The sequence below is a fragment of the Flavobacterium erigeronis genome, assembly GCF_054075165.1.
In genome coordinates this window covers 698,158-716,046 of record NZ_JBSKGP010000001.1, presented here as the reverse complement: position 1 = coordinate 716,046, position 17,889 = coordinate 698,158, and the positions used below count along the sequence as shown (strand labels likewise).

The following is a 17,889-nucleotide window of genomic DNA, read 5'->3' as shown; positions in this document are numbered from 1 at the left end:
TTGAATGATAGACTGCAAAATATTTTTAGCTGATTGCTTTTTTTAGTTTTTTGAAAAAGATTTCTTCTCTATTGGCAATGTCCAAAAGTTCATCGGCAATAGTGTTGTAAGCATCTTCTTTGGCACTTCTGTTTTTGTAAATACGCGAAGCTTCAACAGCAAAATCACGCCAAGAATCGCCAATTTTTGTCATTTCTTTAGAAAGTTCTTTTAGTTCTTCGTTACCTAAAATAACCGAAGCTTCTTGTAGAAATGCCGCATAAATAAAACGGAATCCGCCGCCGCCAGTTCCGATTTCTTCCTGCATACGAACCATTTGTGCTAAGTAATGATTGGCTTTTCGCACACCGTGTTTAGCTGGCCATTTTCTAATTCTTTTAGAAACAAATTTGATTCCGCGAACACCCACAATTGGCATTGGCGCCAGCATATCGCGACACGTATTTTTGATTCCTTTTATAATGGCGCTTTTTAAATCGACATTGCTTGGAATCTGAATTGGATAATACATTTGTCCGCGCGGAGCGAATGCGCCTTTGGCAAAACGAACTTTGTCTAATTCGTCGTGCGTTAAAGTGGTTACGGTTTCCATAACCGGATCGCTGACCAAATAATCGGTTTCGGTTTTTCCGTAAACGACTAAATTGTGCGCGTTAAAGTGAAAACGGTATTCATCTGGAAAATAACTCAAATGATACACGCCAACTTGTAATCCGGTTGGAATATTGTTTTTTAAATTTTCGTCTAACGCCTTATTGGCATTCGAAACAGAAGAAAATTTTTGTCTTTTTATTTTTAAATTTAAACGGGTTGCTACTTTATTGAAAATCTGTCCTGGCAAAGTTCTGTAACTAATTGCTGGTGCGTGATTGACTTTTATAAAAGGCAGATAGACAAAAAACAAACCCGAACCAATACCAAAAACCATCGGTTCGCTAATATTTAGTCCGTTGTTTTTTAACAGATTTGAAGCTACTCCATTCTCGCAATGAGCAGACTGATGATGTGTAAAAGTTAACTCCATTATTTGATGCTGTTTTTTAATTCTTCGATAGAAATCTCAAAAGTATCAGCGTATTTTTTTAAAGTATTATCATTTAGTTTGGCAAAAACACTTGGTTTAAAATGTCTTTTTACCCGCCATTTCCACAAACCAACATAACTGGAAAGAATAGTCAGATCCATTTTATTTAATTCCATAAAATATAGGATCGGACTTGCTTCACCGTCTAAAACTTGTTGTCTGGCATCAGCAATTCGTTCGTTTATTTCGTCGATAGAATTAGAAAGGGCAATAGCTTTTGGTTCCCAGCCCGTACTTAATGTCGTGGTATATTCTCCATTTTCGTCTGTTGCATACAAAAGTTCCTTAACGTTGTTTTTCGTTAAATTGCTTTGATCCTGAGGTACTTTGTCTTTTTCCATTACCTAGTTATTATTTTCAAGTGGAATTGTTACGAAACCGAAATTGTTTTTTGAATAAACAAATTAATTTCGCATTCTAATAGAATCTGATCCTCGACTAAGCTTTTACAGCTCATCGTGCATAAAGTATAATCGTCGCCTGTAAATTTAGAAACCAAGTCGGCTTTGGTCATAACAGTATCGCCAACTTTTGGCAGTGCGTGAATTTTTACATTTTTTAAAGCACTGATAAATCCGATTACATTTACGTTCTCATTTTCTAGTCCGTTGTCGTCAAAAAAGTATTTTTTTCCAACAATCGCCGAACAAGTCTGTGCTGTGTTTTCGATTAAACCGGCTTCTATAAAAACATTATTTTGAACAAAAATATTGTCGCCTTTAATAAGAAAAACAGTTTCTACCGAATTCGAATCGATATTCAAAATCAAATCCACCATAAGCATTGGTGCTCGGTGTGGTAAATAATTTTGTATGTCAACGGCAGAACTAGTTTTCATTTTTGATTTTATTTTGCCAAAACGGTTTTCATTTGTCCTCTGGCAATTTCTTTGTTATTTAAGGTCGTCACAATATCAACCAAAGTGATTCCGGCAAATTCTTGCAGAATCGTTATTTCAGATTGAATAATGTCGTTTACGTTTGGAAGCTTTTTAATTTCAATTTCTTTAATAGAGCCAATGTAACCTGTAGGAGCAATTTCGTTTTTCAAAAAAAATTGATATCCTGTATGCAATGCTACAGATTGTGCCATGTGTTCTATTAAACCTGCTTCGAGAAAAATACCATCGGAAACAAAAATGTTATCGTTTTGAATTTCTAAACCAGAAACCAAAGAAGTTTCGGTATAAGAATGCATAGCATCTACCATCACAAAAGGAAATTTTTGCGGCAATAAATTTTCTACCATTTCTTTTTCTAGAAGTGCCATTGTTTCCATTAGCAAACAGTTAAATACGCATATGCAAAAGAAAATCTTCCGCTTTCTGGAACAGATAATAAAATTTTATCTCCTTTTTTCAAGTTTCCTGAATTCAGCAATTCTTCAAGAGCAAGGTAAATAGAGGCAGAGCCAACATTTCCAACTCTAGAAAGATTCATGAACCATTTATCATCCGTCATTCCGATACCTCTTTCATTTAAGCCTTTTTTCAAGCCTTCAACAAAAAAGTTAGAAGAAACGTGAGGAATAAAATAAGTGATATCGTCTGATTTAATATTGTTTTTATCCATCGCATTTTTCATGCTTTCTGCACCTTTTGATAGGATAAATTCGTCTAATAATTTAACGTCTTGTTTGATAGAAAAAACAGATTCATTCAGCCATTGTTCTGGCGCGTAATCGCTCCAAGATTTAATTTCGCCATTTTCTAGTTTATCACCTCCAGCATACATGCAGGTTTCTAATTCGTACGCATACGAAAAAGCCTCCATCCATTCTATTTTTAAAGAAATTGGTCCTCGTGGCTTATTTTCTAATAAAAAAGCTCCAGCACCGTCTGATAACATCCAGCGAAGGAAATCTTTTTTGAAAGCAATAATTGGCTGTTCTTCAAGAGTTTTTAAATTGTCAGCCTCGTGATTGTATTTTTGGGCATTCAGCCAAGTAGAAACTTTTTCTGATCCTGTGCAGATTGCATTTTTTGAATTTCCAGATTTAATAGAAAGAAAACCGAATTTAAGAGAATTCATCCCAGCGCAGCAAACTCCGGTTGAAGAGTTTAATTCTACCGATTTGTTTTTAAGCAGACCATGAACCATCGCAGCGTGCGAAGGCAGAAAAATATCTGGAGTTGAAGTTCCGCATGAAAGTACTTCTAAATCCTGAGGTGTAAAATTTTCGTCGAATAACGGTAAAATGGCATTTTTTGTTAATTCGGCATTGCTGTGCGTGCTTTTTCCTTCTTTGTCAACAGCGTAATATCGGCTTGTAATTTTATTGTTGCGCAAAATAATGCGTCTTGCTTTAGAAGCAGTATCGTTGATAAGGCCTAAGTAGGCTTCCATTTCGTCATTTGAAACGGCTTCGTTTGGCAAATATTTTGCAGCTTTTGTAATATATACTTCAAACATAATATAAATTTCCTCTTCTAAACTCCTTGATAATATTGAGTTTCCTTTTTAATTTTCTTTAATTTTAGCGGATAGGTAATAAGGTGCAATATATACACTATTGGTGAAATTAACCATATCGCAAGGAATAAATAAACATTAAATACTTTAAGCAGCTGTTTTCGGTTTTTTTGATTTTTATAAATGATATTTGACCATTTATTGAAAATTTTATTGGCCGTTTTGTCAACAGTCACTAAATATGAACTTATTTTTACAGCGCCAGCATTTACTAATTTTGGCTGTAATTGCGCTAAATTATTTTTTTGTAAAGTATCAAGCATGATTTCTCCAAATTTGCTTGACTCTTGAATGTCTTTTTCTGAAACACCCGGAAGCGGAAAAATACCTAAATATTTTTTCTTCACTCCAGAAAACATCCATTCTACAATAGTAATTACGCTGATTAAATTTCCAACTCGGTCTACCAAAGCAACATTTCCAACCAGATTCGCATTGGCTTTTCGCAACAAAACTTTGATTTTTTCCTGAGCCATGATCCACATGTTTCTAGATCCGCTGATGGTTATTACGGGAGTATTGTTCAAAATTTTCTTGGCGTCGTCGCTTTTCAAAAATGAATTAATTGGAATTGAAGGAGACAAATACCAAACTTGATAATGAAATAATACCAAATCGTATTTTGTATTTAAAATTTCTTCTGGAACTGGTTTTAATGCGGTCGGAATCTGTAAAAAAGATTCTGGAAAGGCATCAAAAAAAGATTCTTTATTCCACGGAAATGGAAATGGTTTTTCTAGTTGTATTTCGTGAAAAGTAAGATTTATTTCTTCTGAATTTAGAAATGGTTTTGCAATATTTTGTGCAATCGATTCCAATTGTCCAGACTGTGTGTAATATATTACGAGTACGTTTTTCATTTAGGGTCTTTTGGCTTTGGTGGTGAGCAAAAATAAGTAAATTTATTTAAACGAATTTTCTTATTTGGTGGGTGGAGTTTTGATAGCCACGAATTCACGAATTTTTACTGTTTTTTTGCCGCAAAGTCGCTAAGCCGCAAAGTTTTTTTAGCCACGAATTCACGAATTTTCTCTAATTATTTGGACGAATGCTTTTGTCGCTAATTTCACTAATTCTTTTTCTTAAAATAATATCCTTTGCATAAACCATAATTCGTGAAATTAATTGTAGTTATAATTTTAGAAAAATCATCGTTACTGTATTTAAAATAATTCGTGAATTCGTGGCAAATAAAATTTATAGGCAACGAACTTTGTGCCTTTGCGCCTTTGTGGCAAATCATTTAAGCGAACTCCAGAAGTCAAAATAATTGAACCACTGCAGAGGGTATTTCTGCAAGATGCTTTCAACGCTTTTTATATATTCTTTCAAAAGTGCTTTTTCGTCGCGGTGTTTTACTTCGGCTTCTCGGGCGTATAGGTGATAATGAAGATTTGGTTCTTTCATTACATATACAAAAACGACTGGAACTTTTAATCTTGAAGCAATTAAAAACGGACCTGCAGGAAAATGGGCTTCTTTACCCAGAAACTCTGCTGAAAGAGATTTGGTTCCTTCAAAATAGCGGTCGCCTGTAAAGCAGATTAGCTCATTATTAGCCAAAGCGGCATTGATCTCAAAAATATGAGAGAGATCTTCTTTGATGATAATAAATTTTACGGTAGGTTTTTGAGAAACGCTTTCTAGATAATTCTTAATGGCTGAATGCTCTAAATCTGTAGTAACCAGATTGATTTGGAAATTGAGGTCAATATCTCCTAAAAAATGTTCTGCGATTTCAAAATTGCCGACATGAGCACTAATCAACACACCGCCTTTTTTCTCGGCGAGTAATTTTTTCAGTGTTTCTATTCCGTCAAATTCGTAGGTAAATTTGTTTCGCATTCCTGCGGAAATAGAAACTTTATCAATAATAGTCTGTCCAAAAGTGTAATAACTCTTGAAAACCATTTTTTTTGATTTGAAATAGGAATACTGAAGCCTTTCTTTAAAATAGTAGAAAATGGCTTTGTTGCTTTTTCTTAGAAATAAAAAATAATAAGAAGCAACAAAATAAAGTAAGGCATAAGCAGCTTTGACACCCGCTTTTTGAATTAAAAAAACGAATATTCTATACCCTAAAACAGTTCCTTTGGATTTGCCATCCCATTGACTCATTTAAGCAGATTTGGCCTTGATTTTATTTTCGATTAAATCGTAAAAACTTTGAAAATCAGAGATTCCAACAAAATCTGCTTCAACTAGTTTTACACCAAAGTTTGCCTCTATTGAAACGACCAAGTCAACATAATCCAGACTGTCTAACCCAAGTGTATCTTTTAAATTAGCATTTGGTTCAATGTCGTCATTGTCTACTTCAAATTCATCAACTAAAAAACCGTTAATTCTTGCTATAATCTCTTCTTTATTCATTGTCCAATTTAAACTTTTTAACCACCAACGCAGAGTTGGTTCCTCCGAACCCGAAAGAATTGGACAAAAATATGTCAAATTTTTTGTTTAACGTAGTTTTAACTAAATTTAATTTTGACGCATCTTCATCTGGATTTTCCAAATTGATGTTTGGCGCGATAAAATCGTGCTGCATCATTAGGATAGAATAAATAATTTCGCTTGCTCCAGCCATCCAGCATTCATGTCCTGTCATTGACTTTGTAGAACTAACAGGCGGATTTTTTTCGCCAAAAACTTCAAAAATAGCTTTTGCTTCATTAGCATCTCCAACGGGTGTTGAGGTGGCGTGAGCATTTATATAGTCAATATCAGATGCTTGTAATTTTGCTTCTTCAAGTGCGCGTTTCATCGCTGTTGCAGGACCATCCACGTTTGGAGTTGAAATATGTCCGCCGTTTGATGAGAATCCATAACCGCCAATTTCTGCTATAATATTGGCACCTCGAGCAATAGCAGATTCGTAACTTTCTAGAATTAAAGTTGCTCCGCCGCCACTCGGAATTAATCCGTCGCGGTCAGAATCAAAAGGTCTTGAAGCTTTTGTCGGATCGCCTTCTCGGTTAGAAAAAACGCCTAATCCGTCAAAACTGCTCATGGCATATTTATTAATTTCCTGCGCTCCGCCAGTGATAACAATGTCTTGAAATCCGCTTTTAATTAAAAAATACGCCAAACCAATAGAATGAGACCCACTCGCGCAGGCTGCACTTACAGTTAAGTTAATTCCACGAAGTTTAAAAATCGTTGAAAGATTCATGGTAACGGTAGAATTCATCGATTTAAAAATCGCACCAGAACCAATTAGAGCGGTGTCTTTTTTCTCGCGAACAATATCTGTAGCGTCAATAATGGCTTTAGAAACACTGTCGTTTCCGTACATAATTCCAACTTCATGATCATCAAAAAAAGCATCGTCAATTCCTGCATTTTTCAAAGCTTCTATAGTGGCCATATACGCATACTCGGTTTCCTCACCGATGCTCATGCGTTGTCTGCGTGTCAAAAGATTTTTTAAATCGGTTTTCGGAACCATCCCTGTCAAGGCCGATTGAAAACCAAATTCTTTTCGTTCAGAATCAAACTGAATACCAGATTTTCCTTCGTACAAAGAATCTTTTACTTCGTCTAAAGAAGTTCCGATACAAGAATAAATTCCCATTCCAGTAATTACAACTCTTCTATTCATCGTCTTTCAAAGTAATTTTTTAATCTATAAAGTGTAATTTTTTTGCATAGTGACAAAGTAATATAGTGGCAAAGTAACAAAGTTTTTTAGCTTGTTGCTTTTTTAATCTCGCAAAGTCGCGAAGGCGCAAAGTTTTTTCTTTTAAATTGTTTTATTAATAGAACTTTGCGACTTTGTGTCTTTGTGGCAATTTTAGGCTTTAAATTCTAAGAATATATTCCGCCATTTATATTAATAATTTCTCCTGTGATATAGCTGGCTTTTTTAGAAATCAAAAAGCTTACCAAATCTGCTACTTCTTCGGCTTCGCCAAAACGATTTACAGGAATTAGCTTCAATAATTCTTTTTCGTCTAGCTGGCTTGTCATGTCGGTTCTAATAAAACCTGGAGCAACAGCATTAACCGTAATGTTTCTTTTGGCAACTTCCTGAGCCAAAGCTTTGGTTGCTGCTACAATCGCGCCTTTTGCAGCCGAATAATTGGCTTGTCCTGCAGTTCCTTTAACGCCAGAAACTGAAACCATATTTACAATACGCCCATATTTGTTGCGTAACATTTTTTGAATGAAAAACTGAGTTACATTAAAGAAACCGTTTACACTAGTATTCAAAACACCGTTCCAGTCTTCGGGAGTCATCCACATAAAAAGACCATCTTTTGTAATTCCGGCATTGTTTACAATTGCTTCAACCAATTTTTCAGGATTTTCTTCCTGCCATTTGTTTAAAACATTTTGAACTTCTTCAAAATTAGAAACATCAAAACCTAAGATTTCTCCCGTCGCGCCTAATTTTTGCACTTCTTGTAATGTTTCTTCGGCAGCTGTTTTATTCGAATGATAATTAATCAGAATATGATAATCGGATTCTACGGCAAGTTTTTTGCAAATCGCACTTCCAATTCCTCTCGAACCGCCTGTTACTAATACACATTTCATTTAATGTAGGTTTTATTTATCATGAAATCGCTTTTGTAATAAGAGCGATTTCATGATGCAAATTTTATAATTTATTGGAGATAAATACTATTTCTTCTTTTTCGGTGCTGGTTTTGCAGCAGGTTTTTTTGCAGTAGGTTTAGTTTCCTCTTTTGGTTTTTCGGCAGGAGCTGCAGCTGGTTGAGGTTTTTCTGCACTTTTAGAAAACAATTCAGCATTTTCAAACCATTGGTTGGCAAGAACAGTTCCGTCTGGTTTTAGAAATCCCCATTTCCCTTCATTTTTTACTCTCGCAACACCGCCAATAAATCCTTTATCTTGTTGTGTAAACATCGCGATAATAGCATTTGTAGTGATGCCATATTGAGTTGGAATTACCAATTTTCCAGATTCATTAATAAATCCCCAATTGCTTTCTTTTACAGGAGCCAAACCATTGGTGCTGAAAACTTCTGCATCGCTATACGTTGGTTCAATAACAAATTTTCCTTCAGGATTAATGAATCCCCATTTTTTTCCAACCAAAACCGGAGCTAAATTTTTTGAGAATGCTTTTCCTTTATCATAAATTGGAAGAATGGCCCAGTTTCCTTTTAAATCGATGTACCCGATTTTTCCATTCTTTTTGGCGAAAGTCAAATCTTGAGTTTCAAAATCCCAGATTTTTTCTGCACCATCAACCGGAATAAATTTTCCGCCGCTTACCAATCCGAAAGTTTTATCTTTTCTTGCCCAAGTTGTGCCTTTAAAATAATTTCCAATTTCAGCATAAACAGGTTCTACCAATTCTTTTCCATTAGTATCAATAATTCCCCAGTTTTTGTTTAGTTCCACTCTTGCGTAACCATTTTCAAAAGGTTTGATCTGATCGTATTTTGGTTCTAGAACAACCGTCATTTTGTTATTGATCAGTCCAACTTTATTGTTTTGTCTGATAAAAGCAACGCCGTCATTAAAATCAAATACTTTTTCTGTTGCAGGAGCTTTTTGAATTTCTCCTTTTGTATTGATATAAACCCAGTTTTTATCTTTTTGTACAACAGCAATTCCGCTGTTAAACTCTTTGGCATCTTTAAAATCTGCGGGAATTACAAAGGTTCCTTTTGAATCAATAAATCCCCATTTTCCGCCATTTTCTACAGCGGCTAAACCTTCAGAAAAGCTTTTAGCAGATTTGTATTGAGGTTCTATTTTAAAAGATCCGTCTTTGGTAATATATCCAATTTTCGAATTTTTCTTAACTAATGCCAGTTCTTGACTATTAACAACTTGAATACATACTAGCAGTAAAAAAATAAATGTCTTTTTCATGATTTTTAAAATTCAATTTTAATGATTAAAAAGTTAAAACTCTTTTTGGGGCATTATTTTTAAAACACAAATCGTTTTAGATTAACTGTTGATTAGATAATCTTTTACTTTTTGTACAAAAGGATACATTACCTGATCTTCCTTAAATGTTGGAATTATAGTTCTAATATCATCGTACCATTTTTTAGTAACCGATGAAATTTTATTTTTTTGATCTAAATAATCGATTGCCTGAACGATGGTAATCAATTCAATAGCTAAAACTTCAAATGAGTTTTCGATCACTTTAGAGGTAATAACAGCTGAGTTTGTTCCCATACTCACAATGTCTTGATTGTCATTGTTGTTGGGAATACTGTGTACGTACATCGGGTTTGAAAGCATCTGACTTTCGGCAGTTGTTGAAGTCGCTACGAACTGAACGCCCTGCATTCCGAAATTGAAACCTAAAGTTCCTAAGTTTACGAATGGAGGAAGGATTTCGTTGATTTTAGAATTCAATAAATAATTCAATTGACGTTCTGCCAACATCGTTAATTTGGTAATAACGATTTTCAGTTTATCCATTTCAAGCGAAATATAATCTCCGTGGAAATTTCCGCCGTGATAAACGTGTTTGTTTTTTACGTCTATAATTGGGTTGTCGTTTGCCGAATTGAATTCGTCTTCTAAAATAGAAGCAACATTATTGATAGTTTCCAAAACTGGCCCCAAAATTTGAGGAACACATCTTAATGAATAATATTCCTGAACTTTTTCTTTGAAGATTTCTTCGGTGTTTTCGCCAGAATATAAATGATCTTCTCTTTTACGGATCAAAGTACTGTCAGAAAGATTTTTTCTCATTCTTTCTGACACTTCCTGCTGTCCTTTATGACGTTTGGTTTGGTTTAATTCTGCCGAAAAGTGATCGTCGTAAGCCTGAACCAATTCATTAATCGCACAAGAAGCTTTTAATGACCAATCTAATAATTTATTCGCATAATGCACATTTACAACTCCGATTCCTGTCATTACTGAAGTTCCGTTGATCAATGCAAGACCTTCTCTAATTTCTACCTGAATTGGCTGTAAACCTTCAATTTCGAAAACTTCTGCAGTTGAACGTCTTTCACCTTTATAAAAAACTTCGCCTTCGCCAATTAAAACTAACGCTAAATGAGAAAGCTGAACCAAATCTCCACTTGCACCTACACCGCCATGTTCGAAAATTAAAGGGGTGATATCTCTATTGATTAATTCTGCCATTAAATGAATAACAGAAGGGTGAACACCAGAATTTCCTAAAGAAAGTGTATTCATACGAGCCAAAATAGCTGCTTTTGCACATTCCGCATTCAACGGTTTTCCCGTTCCAGAAGAGTGGCTTCTAATTAAATTATATTGCAGCTGAATTTGATCTGACTCTTTAATTCTATATTGAGCCATTGGACCAAAGCCAGTATTTACGCCGTAGATTACTTTATTTCCTGAGAATTCTTTTAAGAAATTAAAACTTTCGTTTACTCGATTTAGAACCACATCACTTATCGCAACTTTGTTTTTTCCAAAGATTATGGCTTCAAATTCAGCTAAACTTAAATATTCATTTATTGTATTCATCAAATCGATTTTGGTTGTGCTAATTTAATTTTATTTATCAAAATAAATGTAGTTATTTTGATGATGGCAAATGTAGGTTAATTAATGATAATAATTCTAATATGACAAAGGAGTTTGTTGATGTTTTAGTGATTGGTGCAGGACCATCAGGATGTGTTTCGGCATCTTATCTTTTTAAGAACAATGTTAAGGTTAAAGTTGTTGAGAAAACAAAGTTTCCGAGACTTGTTGTTGGTGAAAGCCTTATTCCGCGTGTAATGGACCATTTTGCTGAGGCAGAATTGTTTGAAGCATTAGATGCAATGAATTTCGAAAAGAAATTAGGAGCTCGTTTTATTAGAGGCGAAGAGATTTGCAATTTTGATTTCAGCAAAAAATTTGGCGAAGGCTGGGATTGGACTTGGCAGGTTCCAAGAGCTGATTTTGACAATACGATGGCGCAGGAAATTGTGCGCAAAGGAATTGATCTAGAATTTGAAACTGAAGTTTTGGAAGTTTCTTTTGAAGGAAAAAATTCTAAAACGATAGTAAAAGACAAAGAAGGAAATCTAAAAGAAATTCACGCTAAATTTATTATCGATTCTAGCGGATACGGACGCGTTTTGCCAAGACTTTTGGATTTGGATACACCATCTAAATTAGATCCGCATTCTTCTATATTTACGCACGTAAAAGACATTAACAGACCAGAAGGCGAGGAGGGAACTCAGATTTCTTTTGATATTCTGGAAACTCAAGTATGGCTTTGGGTAATTCCGTTTTCTAACGGAAATACAAGTTTGGGAGTTGTTGGTCCGACCGATTTTATCAATTCGCTTTCTACCAATAAAGACAATGCTGAGGCTTTAAAAAATGCCATTCAGAAATCGGATTATTATATTAAAAGATTTGCTGGAACAGAGTTTTTGTTTGAGCCGGTGAAACTTGAAAATTATTCGAGAGCGGTAAAGAGAATGTACGGCGACGGATTTGCTCTAACAGGAAACAGTTCAGAATTTTTAGATCCTGTTTTCTCTTCTGGAGTCGCTTTTGCAACCGAATCTGGAATGCTGGCCGCAAAATTATATTTGAAAGAATCGAAAGGAATTGAAGTAAATTGGGAAACTGAATTTACAGAATACATGAAAAAAGGGATTGCTGTTTTCACCACGTATGTGCAAGAATGGTATACTGGAAATCTACAGACGCTATTCTTCCATCAGCCAGAAAACCCAGATGTGAAAGAAAAAATATGTGCGGTTTTGGCAGGTTATGTTTGGAATGAGGAAAATCCGTTTGTAAAGAAACACGATCACGTAATAGCGAATATGGCGTATTTATTAAATATGCAAAAAGAACAAAGCCCTGAATAATCAGGGCTTTTTTTATGATTTAGAAGTAGTCATTCCGCTAGGAATGTTTCGTCGGTAGAACGAAATTGAAATCGCAATTACACGTTCCGTAGGAACGTTTGAATTATTGACGAATGGATTTGCATAAAATCAGATGTCCCTACAGGACATAATTCACCGTGGCAATATTTTTTTTCTACCGATGAGATATTCCTAGCGGAATATTTTTCGTGAATTATAACTGAAATATTTTATCCATCAAAATCCATTTTTGACCTGGTTTTGCCCAAGGTAAAGCTTGTTGGAATTTCCACATTAAAGTTTCCCATTCTTGAACTTTTTCATTTTCAGCGTCGGCTTTGTCTTTTTTCTCGAAAGAGAAATTTTCATCGCCTTCAATGATCATAAACAAACGATTTCCCGTGCAGTAAATATCCAAAACTTCTATTCCAGAATCTTGAATGCTTTTCTTGATTTCTGGCCAAACATTTTCATGCAGTTCTTTGTATTCTGCAATCAGATTTTGATCATCTTTTAAATCTAAGGCCAAACAGAATTTTTGTGTTGCCATATTATTTTTTATTTATGAATAAGCTACAGCAGTTTGTTTACTTGTGCCTAAACCTTCGATTCCTAATTCGATTACGTCACCCGCTTTAATGTAAATCGGATCTGGTTTAATTCCTAATCCAACTCCCGGAGGCGTTCCTGTACTGATTACATCGCCAGGAAGCAATGTCATAAACTGACTTAAATAATGCACTAAAAATGGAATTTTGAAAATCAGGTTTGAAGTATTACTGTTTTGGAAAGTTTTTCCGTTAACCGTCAGCCACATTTTAAGATTGTTTACATCTCCAGCTTCGTCTGGCGTAACCATTGTTGGTCCAAGAGGAGCGAAGGTATCAGAACCTTTTCCTTTTGCCCATTGTCCGCCGCGCTCAATTTGAAAAGCTCTTTCGCTATAATCATTCAAAAGGCAATATCCAGCGATATAATTTGGCGCATCTTCTTCAGAAACGTAGCTTGCTTTTTTACCAACAACAAATGCCAATTCTACTTCCCAGTCTGTTTTTTCACTGTTTTTGGGAATGATCAAATTATCATTTGGTCCGCAAAGAGAAGTGGTAGATTTGAAGAAAATAATTGGTTCTTCTGGAATTGCAGCGCCAGTTTCTTCGCAGTGATCCACATAGTTTAATCCGATGCAGATAATTTTTGAAGGCCTTGCAACTGCAGATCCTAAACGAACTGAATCGCTAACTTCTGGTAAAGTTGGATTGCTTTTTAAAGCTTCTTCTAATTTTTTTAAACCGTCATTTTCAAAAAACGCTTCGTTGTAATCTGTTGTTATGATTGAGGAAACGTCGTATCTTTTATCATTTAGAAGAATTCCTGGTTTTTCTTTTCCTTCTTCTCCGAATCTAATAAGTTTCATATTCTTTTATTTTTGAGTTTTTTTTGCCACAGATTTAGAGGATTAAAATGATTTATGAATTAGATTGTCACCCTGAGCGGAGTCGAAGGGCGCTCCAATTGGAATGGGCTTCTCCCGAAACTTCGGGACGCTCAGCCTGACAAAACAGTGTATATCTGTTTAATCCTTTAAATCTGTGGCTTTATATTTTTTTCGCCACGAATTCACGAATTTTTATTTCAATTATTCGTGAGATCTTCGTGAAATAAAATCACCTAGAATTTCACGAATCATAATTTGTATAAATTCGTGACCCGAGCGATAGCGAACAGGCGAAGCAATTCGTGGCTATTTCTTTTTAGTTATTCAATTTTATAAATCCACCATCAATTGGATAGTCAGAACCCGTGATGAAAGACGATTCGTCGCTGCAAAGGAATAATGCCAAAGTCGCGATTTCGTCTGGTTTACCCATTCTTCCGATTGGCTGTGATTGAGATAATTTTTCGAAGATTTCTTCTTCTTTCCCTGGATAATTTTTAGCAATAAATCCGTCTACGAAAGGCGTGTGAACTCGCGCAGGAGAAATCGAATTACATCTGATTTTATCGTTCAAATAATCTTTTGCAACCGACAAAGTCATCGCCATAACTGCACCTTTTGCAGTAGAATAAGCAAAACGATCTGGAATTCCAACCCAGCAAGCGATTGAGGCTAAGTTCAAAATTACTCCACCTCCAGAAGCTCTCAATGCAGGAATCGAAGCGTGAAGACAGTTGTAAACACCTTTCACGTTTACGTTCATAATTTTGTCAAAATCAGATTCAGAAGTAGTGTCCACTTTTCCAACGTGAGCAATTCCAGCGTTGTTTACCAGAATATTGATGTTTCCGATTTTCTCGAAAGTTGATTTTACTTGTTCGTGATTTGAAACATCGCAAGCGTGAGCAAAAACACTTCCGCCAGCCGATTTAATTTCTTCAACTGTTTCTTTTGCACTTTCTTCTGTTAATTCTAAAATGTGAACTTCAGCTCCTTGTTTTGCAAAAAGAACCGAAATCGCTCTTCCGATTCCGCTTCCGCCGCCTGTGATAATGGCTTTTTTATTTTGTAATGAAAACATATTATATGTGTTTAATAATTTATTTTTAATTGAAATGAGATTATAAAGATACGCCTCGTTTCCAAGGAATAAAATCGTCTTGATTTAATTGAACCGCTTTCGGAATAATTTCGCCGCTTGCCGCTTTGATACAGTATTCTAAAATTTCCTCGCCCATTTCTTCAATAGATTTTTCTCCACTGATAATTGGTCCGCAGTCAATATCGATAATGTCTTTCATTCTCGTTGCCAAAACAGAATTGGTCGCAACCTTAATTACAGGACAAACCGGATTTCCTGTTGGCGTTCCTAAACCTGTTGTAAACAAAATAAGTGTTGCTCCAGAAGCTGCTTTTCCTGTTGTAGCTTCCACGTCATTTCCTGGTGTACAAACCAAACTTAAACCTGGTTTTGTAACCAATTCGGTATAATCTAAAACGTCAATTACTGGAGAAGTTCCGCCTTTTTTGGCTGCACCCGCACTTTTGATAGCATCGGTAATTAAACCATCTTTGATATTTCCTGGCGAAGGATTCATGTGAAAACCAGAACCCACTTTATGTGCCAGTTCATCGTAAGATTCCATCAAATCGATAAATTTTCTGGCTTTGTCTTCGGTAACACAACGGTCAATTAAATTCTGTTCAGCGCCGCATAATTCTGGAAATTCTGCCAAAAGAATTTTTCCGCCTAAAGCGACAACTAAATCAGAAGTATAACCCACAGCAGGATTTGCAGAAACTCCGCTGAAACCATCACTTCCGCCACATTTTACACCAATACATAAATCGCTTAAAGGAGCATCGGTTCTTTCGTATTTATTGATTTCGATTAAACCTTCAAAAGTTTTTTTGATAGCATTGGTGATCAGAACTTCTTCGCTTTCGGTTTGCTGTTGTTCAAAAATAAACAACGGTTTATCAAACTCAGGGTTTTGTCTTTTAACATCATTTACAAAATCCTGAACTTGTAAATGCTGGCATCCTAAACTCAAAAGTGTAATTCCGCCCACGTTTGGATGATTCGCATAAGAAGCCAATAAAGCGCTCAAAGTAGAAGCATCCTGACGCGTTCCGCCGCAACCACCTTGGTGATTTAAGAATTTGATTCCGTCGACATTTTCAAAAACACGTTTGTTTTTTGGTGTTGGATTCAATTCAATATTAATATCATTAATGTCATTTCCGTTCAAATAACCTTCCAGCAATTCGTGCGTAAATTGGTTGTATTTGTCTGTAACCGCATAACCCAATTGTTTGTGAAGCGCTTCTTTGATTACGTCAAGATTACGGTTTTCACAAAAAACAGTTGGTACAAAAAGCCAGTAATTGGCAGTTCCAACGCGTCCGTCTTTTCTTTTATAACCTTTAAAAGTTCGGTTTTCAAATTTAGAAACATCTGGTGCGGTCCATTCGTAAGAAGCATTTCTGTACGCGTAAGGATCTGCCGCATGTTTTAGGTTTTCGGTTGTCATTAAACTTCCCTGCGGTACATCAAACTGTACTTTTCCAACCAAAACGCCATACATATTTACCTCTTCTCCCTGCTTCATATCCTGCATGTAGAATTTATGTTTCGCTTTGATGAGGTCTTTTAAAAGGTAAGATTCATTTTCAAAATGAATGGTTTCTCCCTTTTGAAGATCGGTCAGGGCAACCAAAACATTATCATCCGGATGTAGTTTTACAACCAGTTTTTTTGTATTATTCTCAGACATTGCTTGTTGTTTTTTTTCTTTTTTTGATGCCATTTCTCGTGATTTTAAATCAATTCAAAAGCCTGATTTTCTTTAAAAAAATGAGAGATAAGCGAAAAATAAAAGTAGTTTTTTTAAGCATTGGTTATTAGCCCAATATTATCATTGTGTAATCTTTTATTATCTTTGCAATATGAAATTAGAGCAAACCAAAATAACGTCGTATCTCAACTCCAAAGTTTCAGTTTTGAATCGGATTGAGCCGTTTTTTCAGTCGCCTTTTCATTCGCATCCAGAATTGGAATTGGTGTACGTGAAAGAGAGTTTTGGAAAGCGAATTATTGGAAATTCGGTTATGCCTTTTGAGCCTGGTGATATGATTTTTCTAGGTTCAGATATTCCGCATGTCTGGCTGAATGACGAGAAATATTATCAGGGAATTGATGAGCTGAAAGCCAATTCGATTGTGGTGTATTTCAACAAAGATATTTTCGGATCTGCCTTTTATGAACTTCAGGAAACTCAAAAAATAAATGAGCTTTTTGTGCAAGCAGGAAAAGGGATCTCAATTATTGGAAAAACGAATAAACAGATTGCCAAAAAACTAGAAAAATTAGTCGCCAAAAAAGACTTCGAAGTTATTGTCGGACTTTTCGAAATTCTATCGATTCTTTCGGATAGTCCAGATAAGATTTACATTAACGACGAAATTTATTCTTTAATGCAAAAGGATTCTAAAACGGATCGCATTTCGGAGGTTTTTCAATATGTGAATAAAAATTATAAAAAGAATATTTCCCTAGAAGAAATTGCCGCTGTCGCGAATATGACAAGGACGTCTTTCTGCAGAATGTTCAAACTCAAAACCAAGAAAAATTTCATGGATTACCTGCATGAAATCAGGATTTCGAATGCTTGTAAATTGTTGTTGGAAACGGATAAAAGTATGTCTGAGATTGCTTATGAATGTGGTTATAAAACGGCATCCAATTTTAATAAACTTTTTAAAAAGTGTAAAGGAATTACGCCTACGGAGTTTAAGAGTAATGCTTTGGTTTAATGCCACAGATTAAAGGATTAAAAAGGATTTTTAATTCTAGTTATGTCACCCTGAGCGAAGTCGAAGGGCGCTCCAATTGGACGTGGGCTTCGACTCCGCTCAGCCTGACAAACTGGAATGCTAAAAAAAGTTGCCACGAATTCACGAATTTTTTCAATCGCAATTCGTGAATTCGTGGCGAAAAATGATGAATTTCACGAATTAGATCATTAAGTAAATCTGCTCAATCTGCGTGAAAAAAAATTCGTGAATTGCTTCGCCTATTCGCTGTCGCTC

At 35.4% G+C, this 17,889-nt stretch carries 18 protein-coding genes; 2 read left to right on the top strand and 16 right to left on the bottom strand.

Features of this window, described 5'->3' with window-relative positions; all coding sequences use genetic code 11:
* Positions 1–25: 25 nt before the first annotated feature.
* The 12 genes from ACWA1F_RS03005 to ACWA1F_RS02950 form a co-directional block, all read right to left on the bottom strand.
* The gene (locus tag ACWA1F_RS03005; protein WP_456891479.1) at positions 26–1,024 is read right to left on the bottom strand and encodes a BtrH-related acyltransferase DarH; all 999 of its coding nucleotides are present in this window, start codon (positions 1,022–1,024) and stop codon (positions 26–28) included.
* On the bottom strand, positions 1,024–1,425 hold the full coding sequence (locus ACWA1F_RS03000; protein WP_456891477.1) for a flexirubin biosynthesis protein DarG: 402 nt from the start codon (positions 1,423–1,425) through the stop codon (positions 1,024–1,026). The genes ACWA1F_RS03005 and ACWA1F_RS03000 overlap by 1 nt, the downstream gene beginning before the upstream one ends.
* Positions 1,426–1,454: 29 nt before the next feature.
* Entirely contained in the window at positions 1,455–1,922 is a 468-nt protein-coding gene (locus ACWA1F_RS02995) for an ABC transporter permease (RefSeq protein ID WP_456891475.1), read from the bottom strand.
* A gap of 8 nt (positions 1,923–1,930) precedes the next feature.
* Positions 1,931–2,362 carry a hypothetical protein gene (locus tag ACWA1F_RS02990; protein WP_456891473.1) on the bottom strand — a complete coding sequence of 144 codons (432 nt, stop codon included), beginning with the start codon at positions 2,360–2,362 and terminating at the stop codon, positions 1,931–1,933.
* Positions 2,362–3,495 carry a dialkylresorcinol biosynthesis protein DarB gene (locus ACWA1F_RS02985; RefSeq protein WP_306154144.1) on the bottom strand — a complete coding sequence of 378 codons (1,134 nt, stop codon included), beginning with the start codon at positions 3,493–3,495 and terminating at the stop codon, positions 2,362–2,364. The genes ACWA1F_RS02990 and ACWA1F_RS02985 overlap by 1 nt, the downstream gene beginning before the upstream one ends.
* A 17-nt stretch (positions 3,496–3,512) precedes the next feature.
* A complete protein-coding gene (locus ACWA1F_RS02980; RefSeq protein WP_456891470.1) occupies positions 3,513–4,415 on the bottom strand; it encodes an NADPH-dependent FMN reductase family protein in 903 nt (300 codons plus the stop codon).
* Positions 4,416–4,794: 379 nt separating this feature from the next.
* Entirely contained in the window at positions 4,795–5,673 is an 879-nt protein-coding gene (locus ACWA1F_RS02975; protein WP_456891468.1) for an LpxL/LpxP family acyltransferase, read from the bottom strand.
* On the bottom strand, positions 5,674–5,928 hold the full coding sequence (locus ACWA1F_RS02970) for an acyl carrier protein (RefSeq protein ID WP_306154150.1): 255 nt from the start codon (positions 5,926–5,928) through the stop codon (positions 5,674–5,676).
* A complete protein-coding gene (locus ACWA1F_RS02965) occupies positions 5,921–7,156 on the bottom strand; it encodes a beta-ketoacyl-[acyl-carrier-protein] synthase family protein (protein ID WP_306154152.1) in 1,236 nt (411 codons plus the stop codon). Before ACWA1F_RS02965 ends, ACWA1F_RS02970 begins: the two co-directional genes overlap by 8 nt.
* A gap of 206 nt (positions 7,157–7,362) precedes the next feature.
* Complete coding sequence (gene fabG / locus ACWA1F_RS02960) at positions 7,363–8,094, bottom strand: flexirubin biosynthesis SDR family reductase FlxB (RefSeq protein ID WP_456891466.1); 732 nt, start codon at positions 8,092–8,094, stop codon at positions 7,363–7,365.
* A gap of 87 nt (positions 8,095–8,181) precedes the next feature.
* Positions 8,182–9,405 carry a WG repeat-containing protein gene (locus tag ACWA1F_RS02955; protein WP_456891464.1) on the bottom strand — a complete coding sequence of 408 codons (1,224 nt, stop codon included), beginning with the start codon at positions 9,403–9,405 and terminating at the stop codon, positions 8,182–8,184.
* An 81-nt stretch (positions 9,406–9,486) separates the two neighbouring features.
* The gene (locus ACWA1F_RS02950; RefSeq protein ID WP_456891462.1) at positions 9,487–11,007 is read right to left on the bottom strand and encodes a flexirubin biosynthesis tyrosine ammonia-lyase FlxA; all 1,521 of its coding nucleotides are present in this window, start codon (positions 11,005–11,007) and stop codon (positions 9,487–9,489) included.
* A 101-nt stretch (positions 11,008–11,108) separates the two neighbouring features.
* Here ACWA1F_RS02950 and ACWA1F_RS02945 point away from each other — a divergent pair, with 101 nt between their 5' ends.
* The gene (locus ACWA1F_RS02945; RefSeq protein ID WP_456891460.1) at positions 11,109–12,359 is read left to right on the top strand and encodes an NAD(P)/FAD-dependent oxidoreductase; all 1,251 of its coding nucleotides are present in this window, start codon (positions 11,109–11,111) and stop codon (positions 12,357–12,359) included.
* Between the two features lie 214 nt (positions 12,360–12,573).
* Here the strand turns inward: ACWA1F_RS02945 and ACWA1F_RS02940 are convergent, their stop codons facing one another.
* From ACWA1F_RS02940 to ACWA1F_RS02925, 4 genes are all read right to left on the bottom strand, one after another.
* Positions 12,574–12,909 carry an L-rhamnose mutarotase gene (locus ACWA1F_RS02940; protein WP_456891458.1) on the bottom strand — a complete coding sequence of 112 codons (336 nt, stop codon included), beginning with the start codon at positions 12,907–12,909 and terminating at the stop codon, positions 12,574–12,576.
* A 12-nt stretch (positions 12,910–12,921) separates the two neighbouring features.
* Complete coding sequence (locus ACWA1F_RS02935) at positions 12,922–13,776, bottom strand: fumarylacetoacetate hydrolase family protein (RefSeq protein ID WP_456891456.1); 855 nt, start codon at positions 13,774–13,776, stop codon at positions 12,922–12,924.
* Positions 13,777–14,113: 337 nt separating this feature from the next.
* Positions 14,114–14,878, bottom strand: a complete 765-nt coding sequence (locus tag ACWA1F_RS02930; protein WP_456891454.1) for an SDR family NAD(P)-dependent oxidoreductase — start codon at positions 14,876–14,878, stop codon at positions 14,114–14,116.
* A 40-nt stretch (positions 14,879–14,918) separates the two neighbouring features.
* A complete protein-coding gene (locus tag ACWA1F_RS02925) occupies positions 14,919–16,607 on the bottom strand; it encodes a UxaA family hydrolase (protein WP_456891452.1) in 1,689 nt (562 codons plus the stop codon).
* A 139-nt stretch (positions 16,608–16,746) separates the two neighbouring features.
* Here ACWA1F_RS02925 and ACWA1F_RS02920 point away from each other — a divergent pair, with 139 nt between their 5' ends.
* Positions 16,747–17,613: an AraC family transcriptional regulator gene (locus ACWA1F_RS02920; RefSeq protein ID WP_456891450.1), complete on the top strand. Its 867-nt coding sequence runs from the start codon at positions 16,747–16,749 to the stop codon at positions 17,611–17,613.
* Positions 17,614–17,889: the final 276 nt, after the last annotated feature.

What these genes read in the sequence shown, in the direction of transcription:
- ACWA1F_RS03005 (WP_456891479.1), bottom strand. Translation starts at nt 1,024, where the DNA reads ATGGAGTTAACTTTTACACATCATCAGTCTGCTCATTGCGAGAATGGA.
- ACWA1F_RS03000 (WP_456891477.1), bottom strand. Translation starts at nt 1,425, where the DNA reads ATGGAAAAAGACAAAGTACCTCAGGATCAAAGCAATTTAACGAAAAAC.
- ACWA1F_RS02995 (WP_456891475.1), bottom strand. Translation starts at nt 1,922, where the DNA reads ATGAAAACTAGTTCTGCCGTTGACATACAAAATTATTTACCACACCGA.
- ACWA1F_RS02990 (WP_456891473.1), bottom strand. Translation starts at nt 2,362, where the DNA reads ATGGAAACAATGGCACTTCTAGAAAAAGAAATGGTAGAAAATTTATTG.
- ACWA1F_RS02985 (WP_306154144.1), bottom strand. Translation starts at nt 3,495, where the DNA reads ATGTTTGAAGTATATATTACAAAAGCTGCAAAATATTTGCCAAACGAA.
- ACWA1F_RS02980 (WP_456891470.1), bottom strand. Translation starts at nt 4,415, where the DNA reads ATGAAAAACGTACTCGTAATATATTACACACAGTCTGGACAATTGGAA.
- ACWA1F_RS02975 (WP_456891468.1), bottom strand. Translation starts at nt 5,673, where the DNA reads ATGAGTCAATGGGATGGCAAATCCAAAGGAACTGTTTTAGGGTATAGA.
- ACWA1F_RS02970 (WP_306154150.1), bottom strand. Translation starts at nt 5,928, where the DNA reads ATGAATAAAGAAGAGATTATAGCAAGAATTAACGGTTTTTTAGTTGAT.
- ACWA1F_RS02965 (WP_306154152.1), bottom strand. Translation starts at nt 7,156, where the DNA reads ATGAATAGAAGAGTTGTAATTACTGGAATGGGAATTTATTCTTGTATC.
- fabG (WP_456891466.1), bottom strand. Translation starts at nt 8,094, where the DNA reads ATGAAATGTGTATTAGTAACAGGCGGTTCGAGAGGAATTGGAAGTGCG.
- ACWA1F_RS02955 (WP_456891464.1), bottom strand. Translation starts at nt 9,405, where the DNA reads ATGAAAAAGACATTTATTTTTTTACTGCTAGTATGTATTCAAGTTGTT.
- ACWA1F_RS02950 (WP_456891462.1), bottom strand. Translation starts at nt 11,007, where the DNA reads ATGAATACAATAAATGAATATTTAAGTTTAGCTGAATTTGAAGCCATA.
- ACWA1F_RS02945 (WP_456891460.1), top strand. Translation starts at nt 11,109, where the DNA reads ATGACAAAGGAGTTTGTTGATGTTTTAGTGATTGGTGCAGGACCATCA.
- ACWA1F_RS02940 (WP_456891458.1), bottom strand. Translation starts at nt 12,909, where the DNA reads ATGGCAACACAAAAATTCTGTTTGGCCTTAGATTTAAAAGATGATCAA.
- ACWA1F_RS02935 (WP_456891456.1), bottom strand. Translation starts at nt 13,776, where the DNA reads ATGAAACTTATTAGATTCGGAGAAGAAGGAAAAGAAAAACCAGGAATT.
- ACWA1F_RS02930 (WP_456891454.1), bottom strand. Translation starts at nt 14,878, where the DNA reads ATGTTTTCATTACAAAATAAAAAAGCCATTATCACAGGCGGCGGAAGC.
- ACWA1F_RS02925 (WP_456891452.1), bottom strand. Translation starts at nt 16,607, where the DNA reads ATGGCATCAAAAAAAGAAAAAAAACAACAAGCAATGTCTGAGAATAAT.
- ACWA1F_RS02920 (WP_456891450.1), top strand. Translation starts at nt 16,747, where the DNA reads ATGAAATTAGAGCAAACCAAAATAACGTCGTATCTCAACTCCAAAGTT.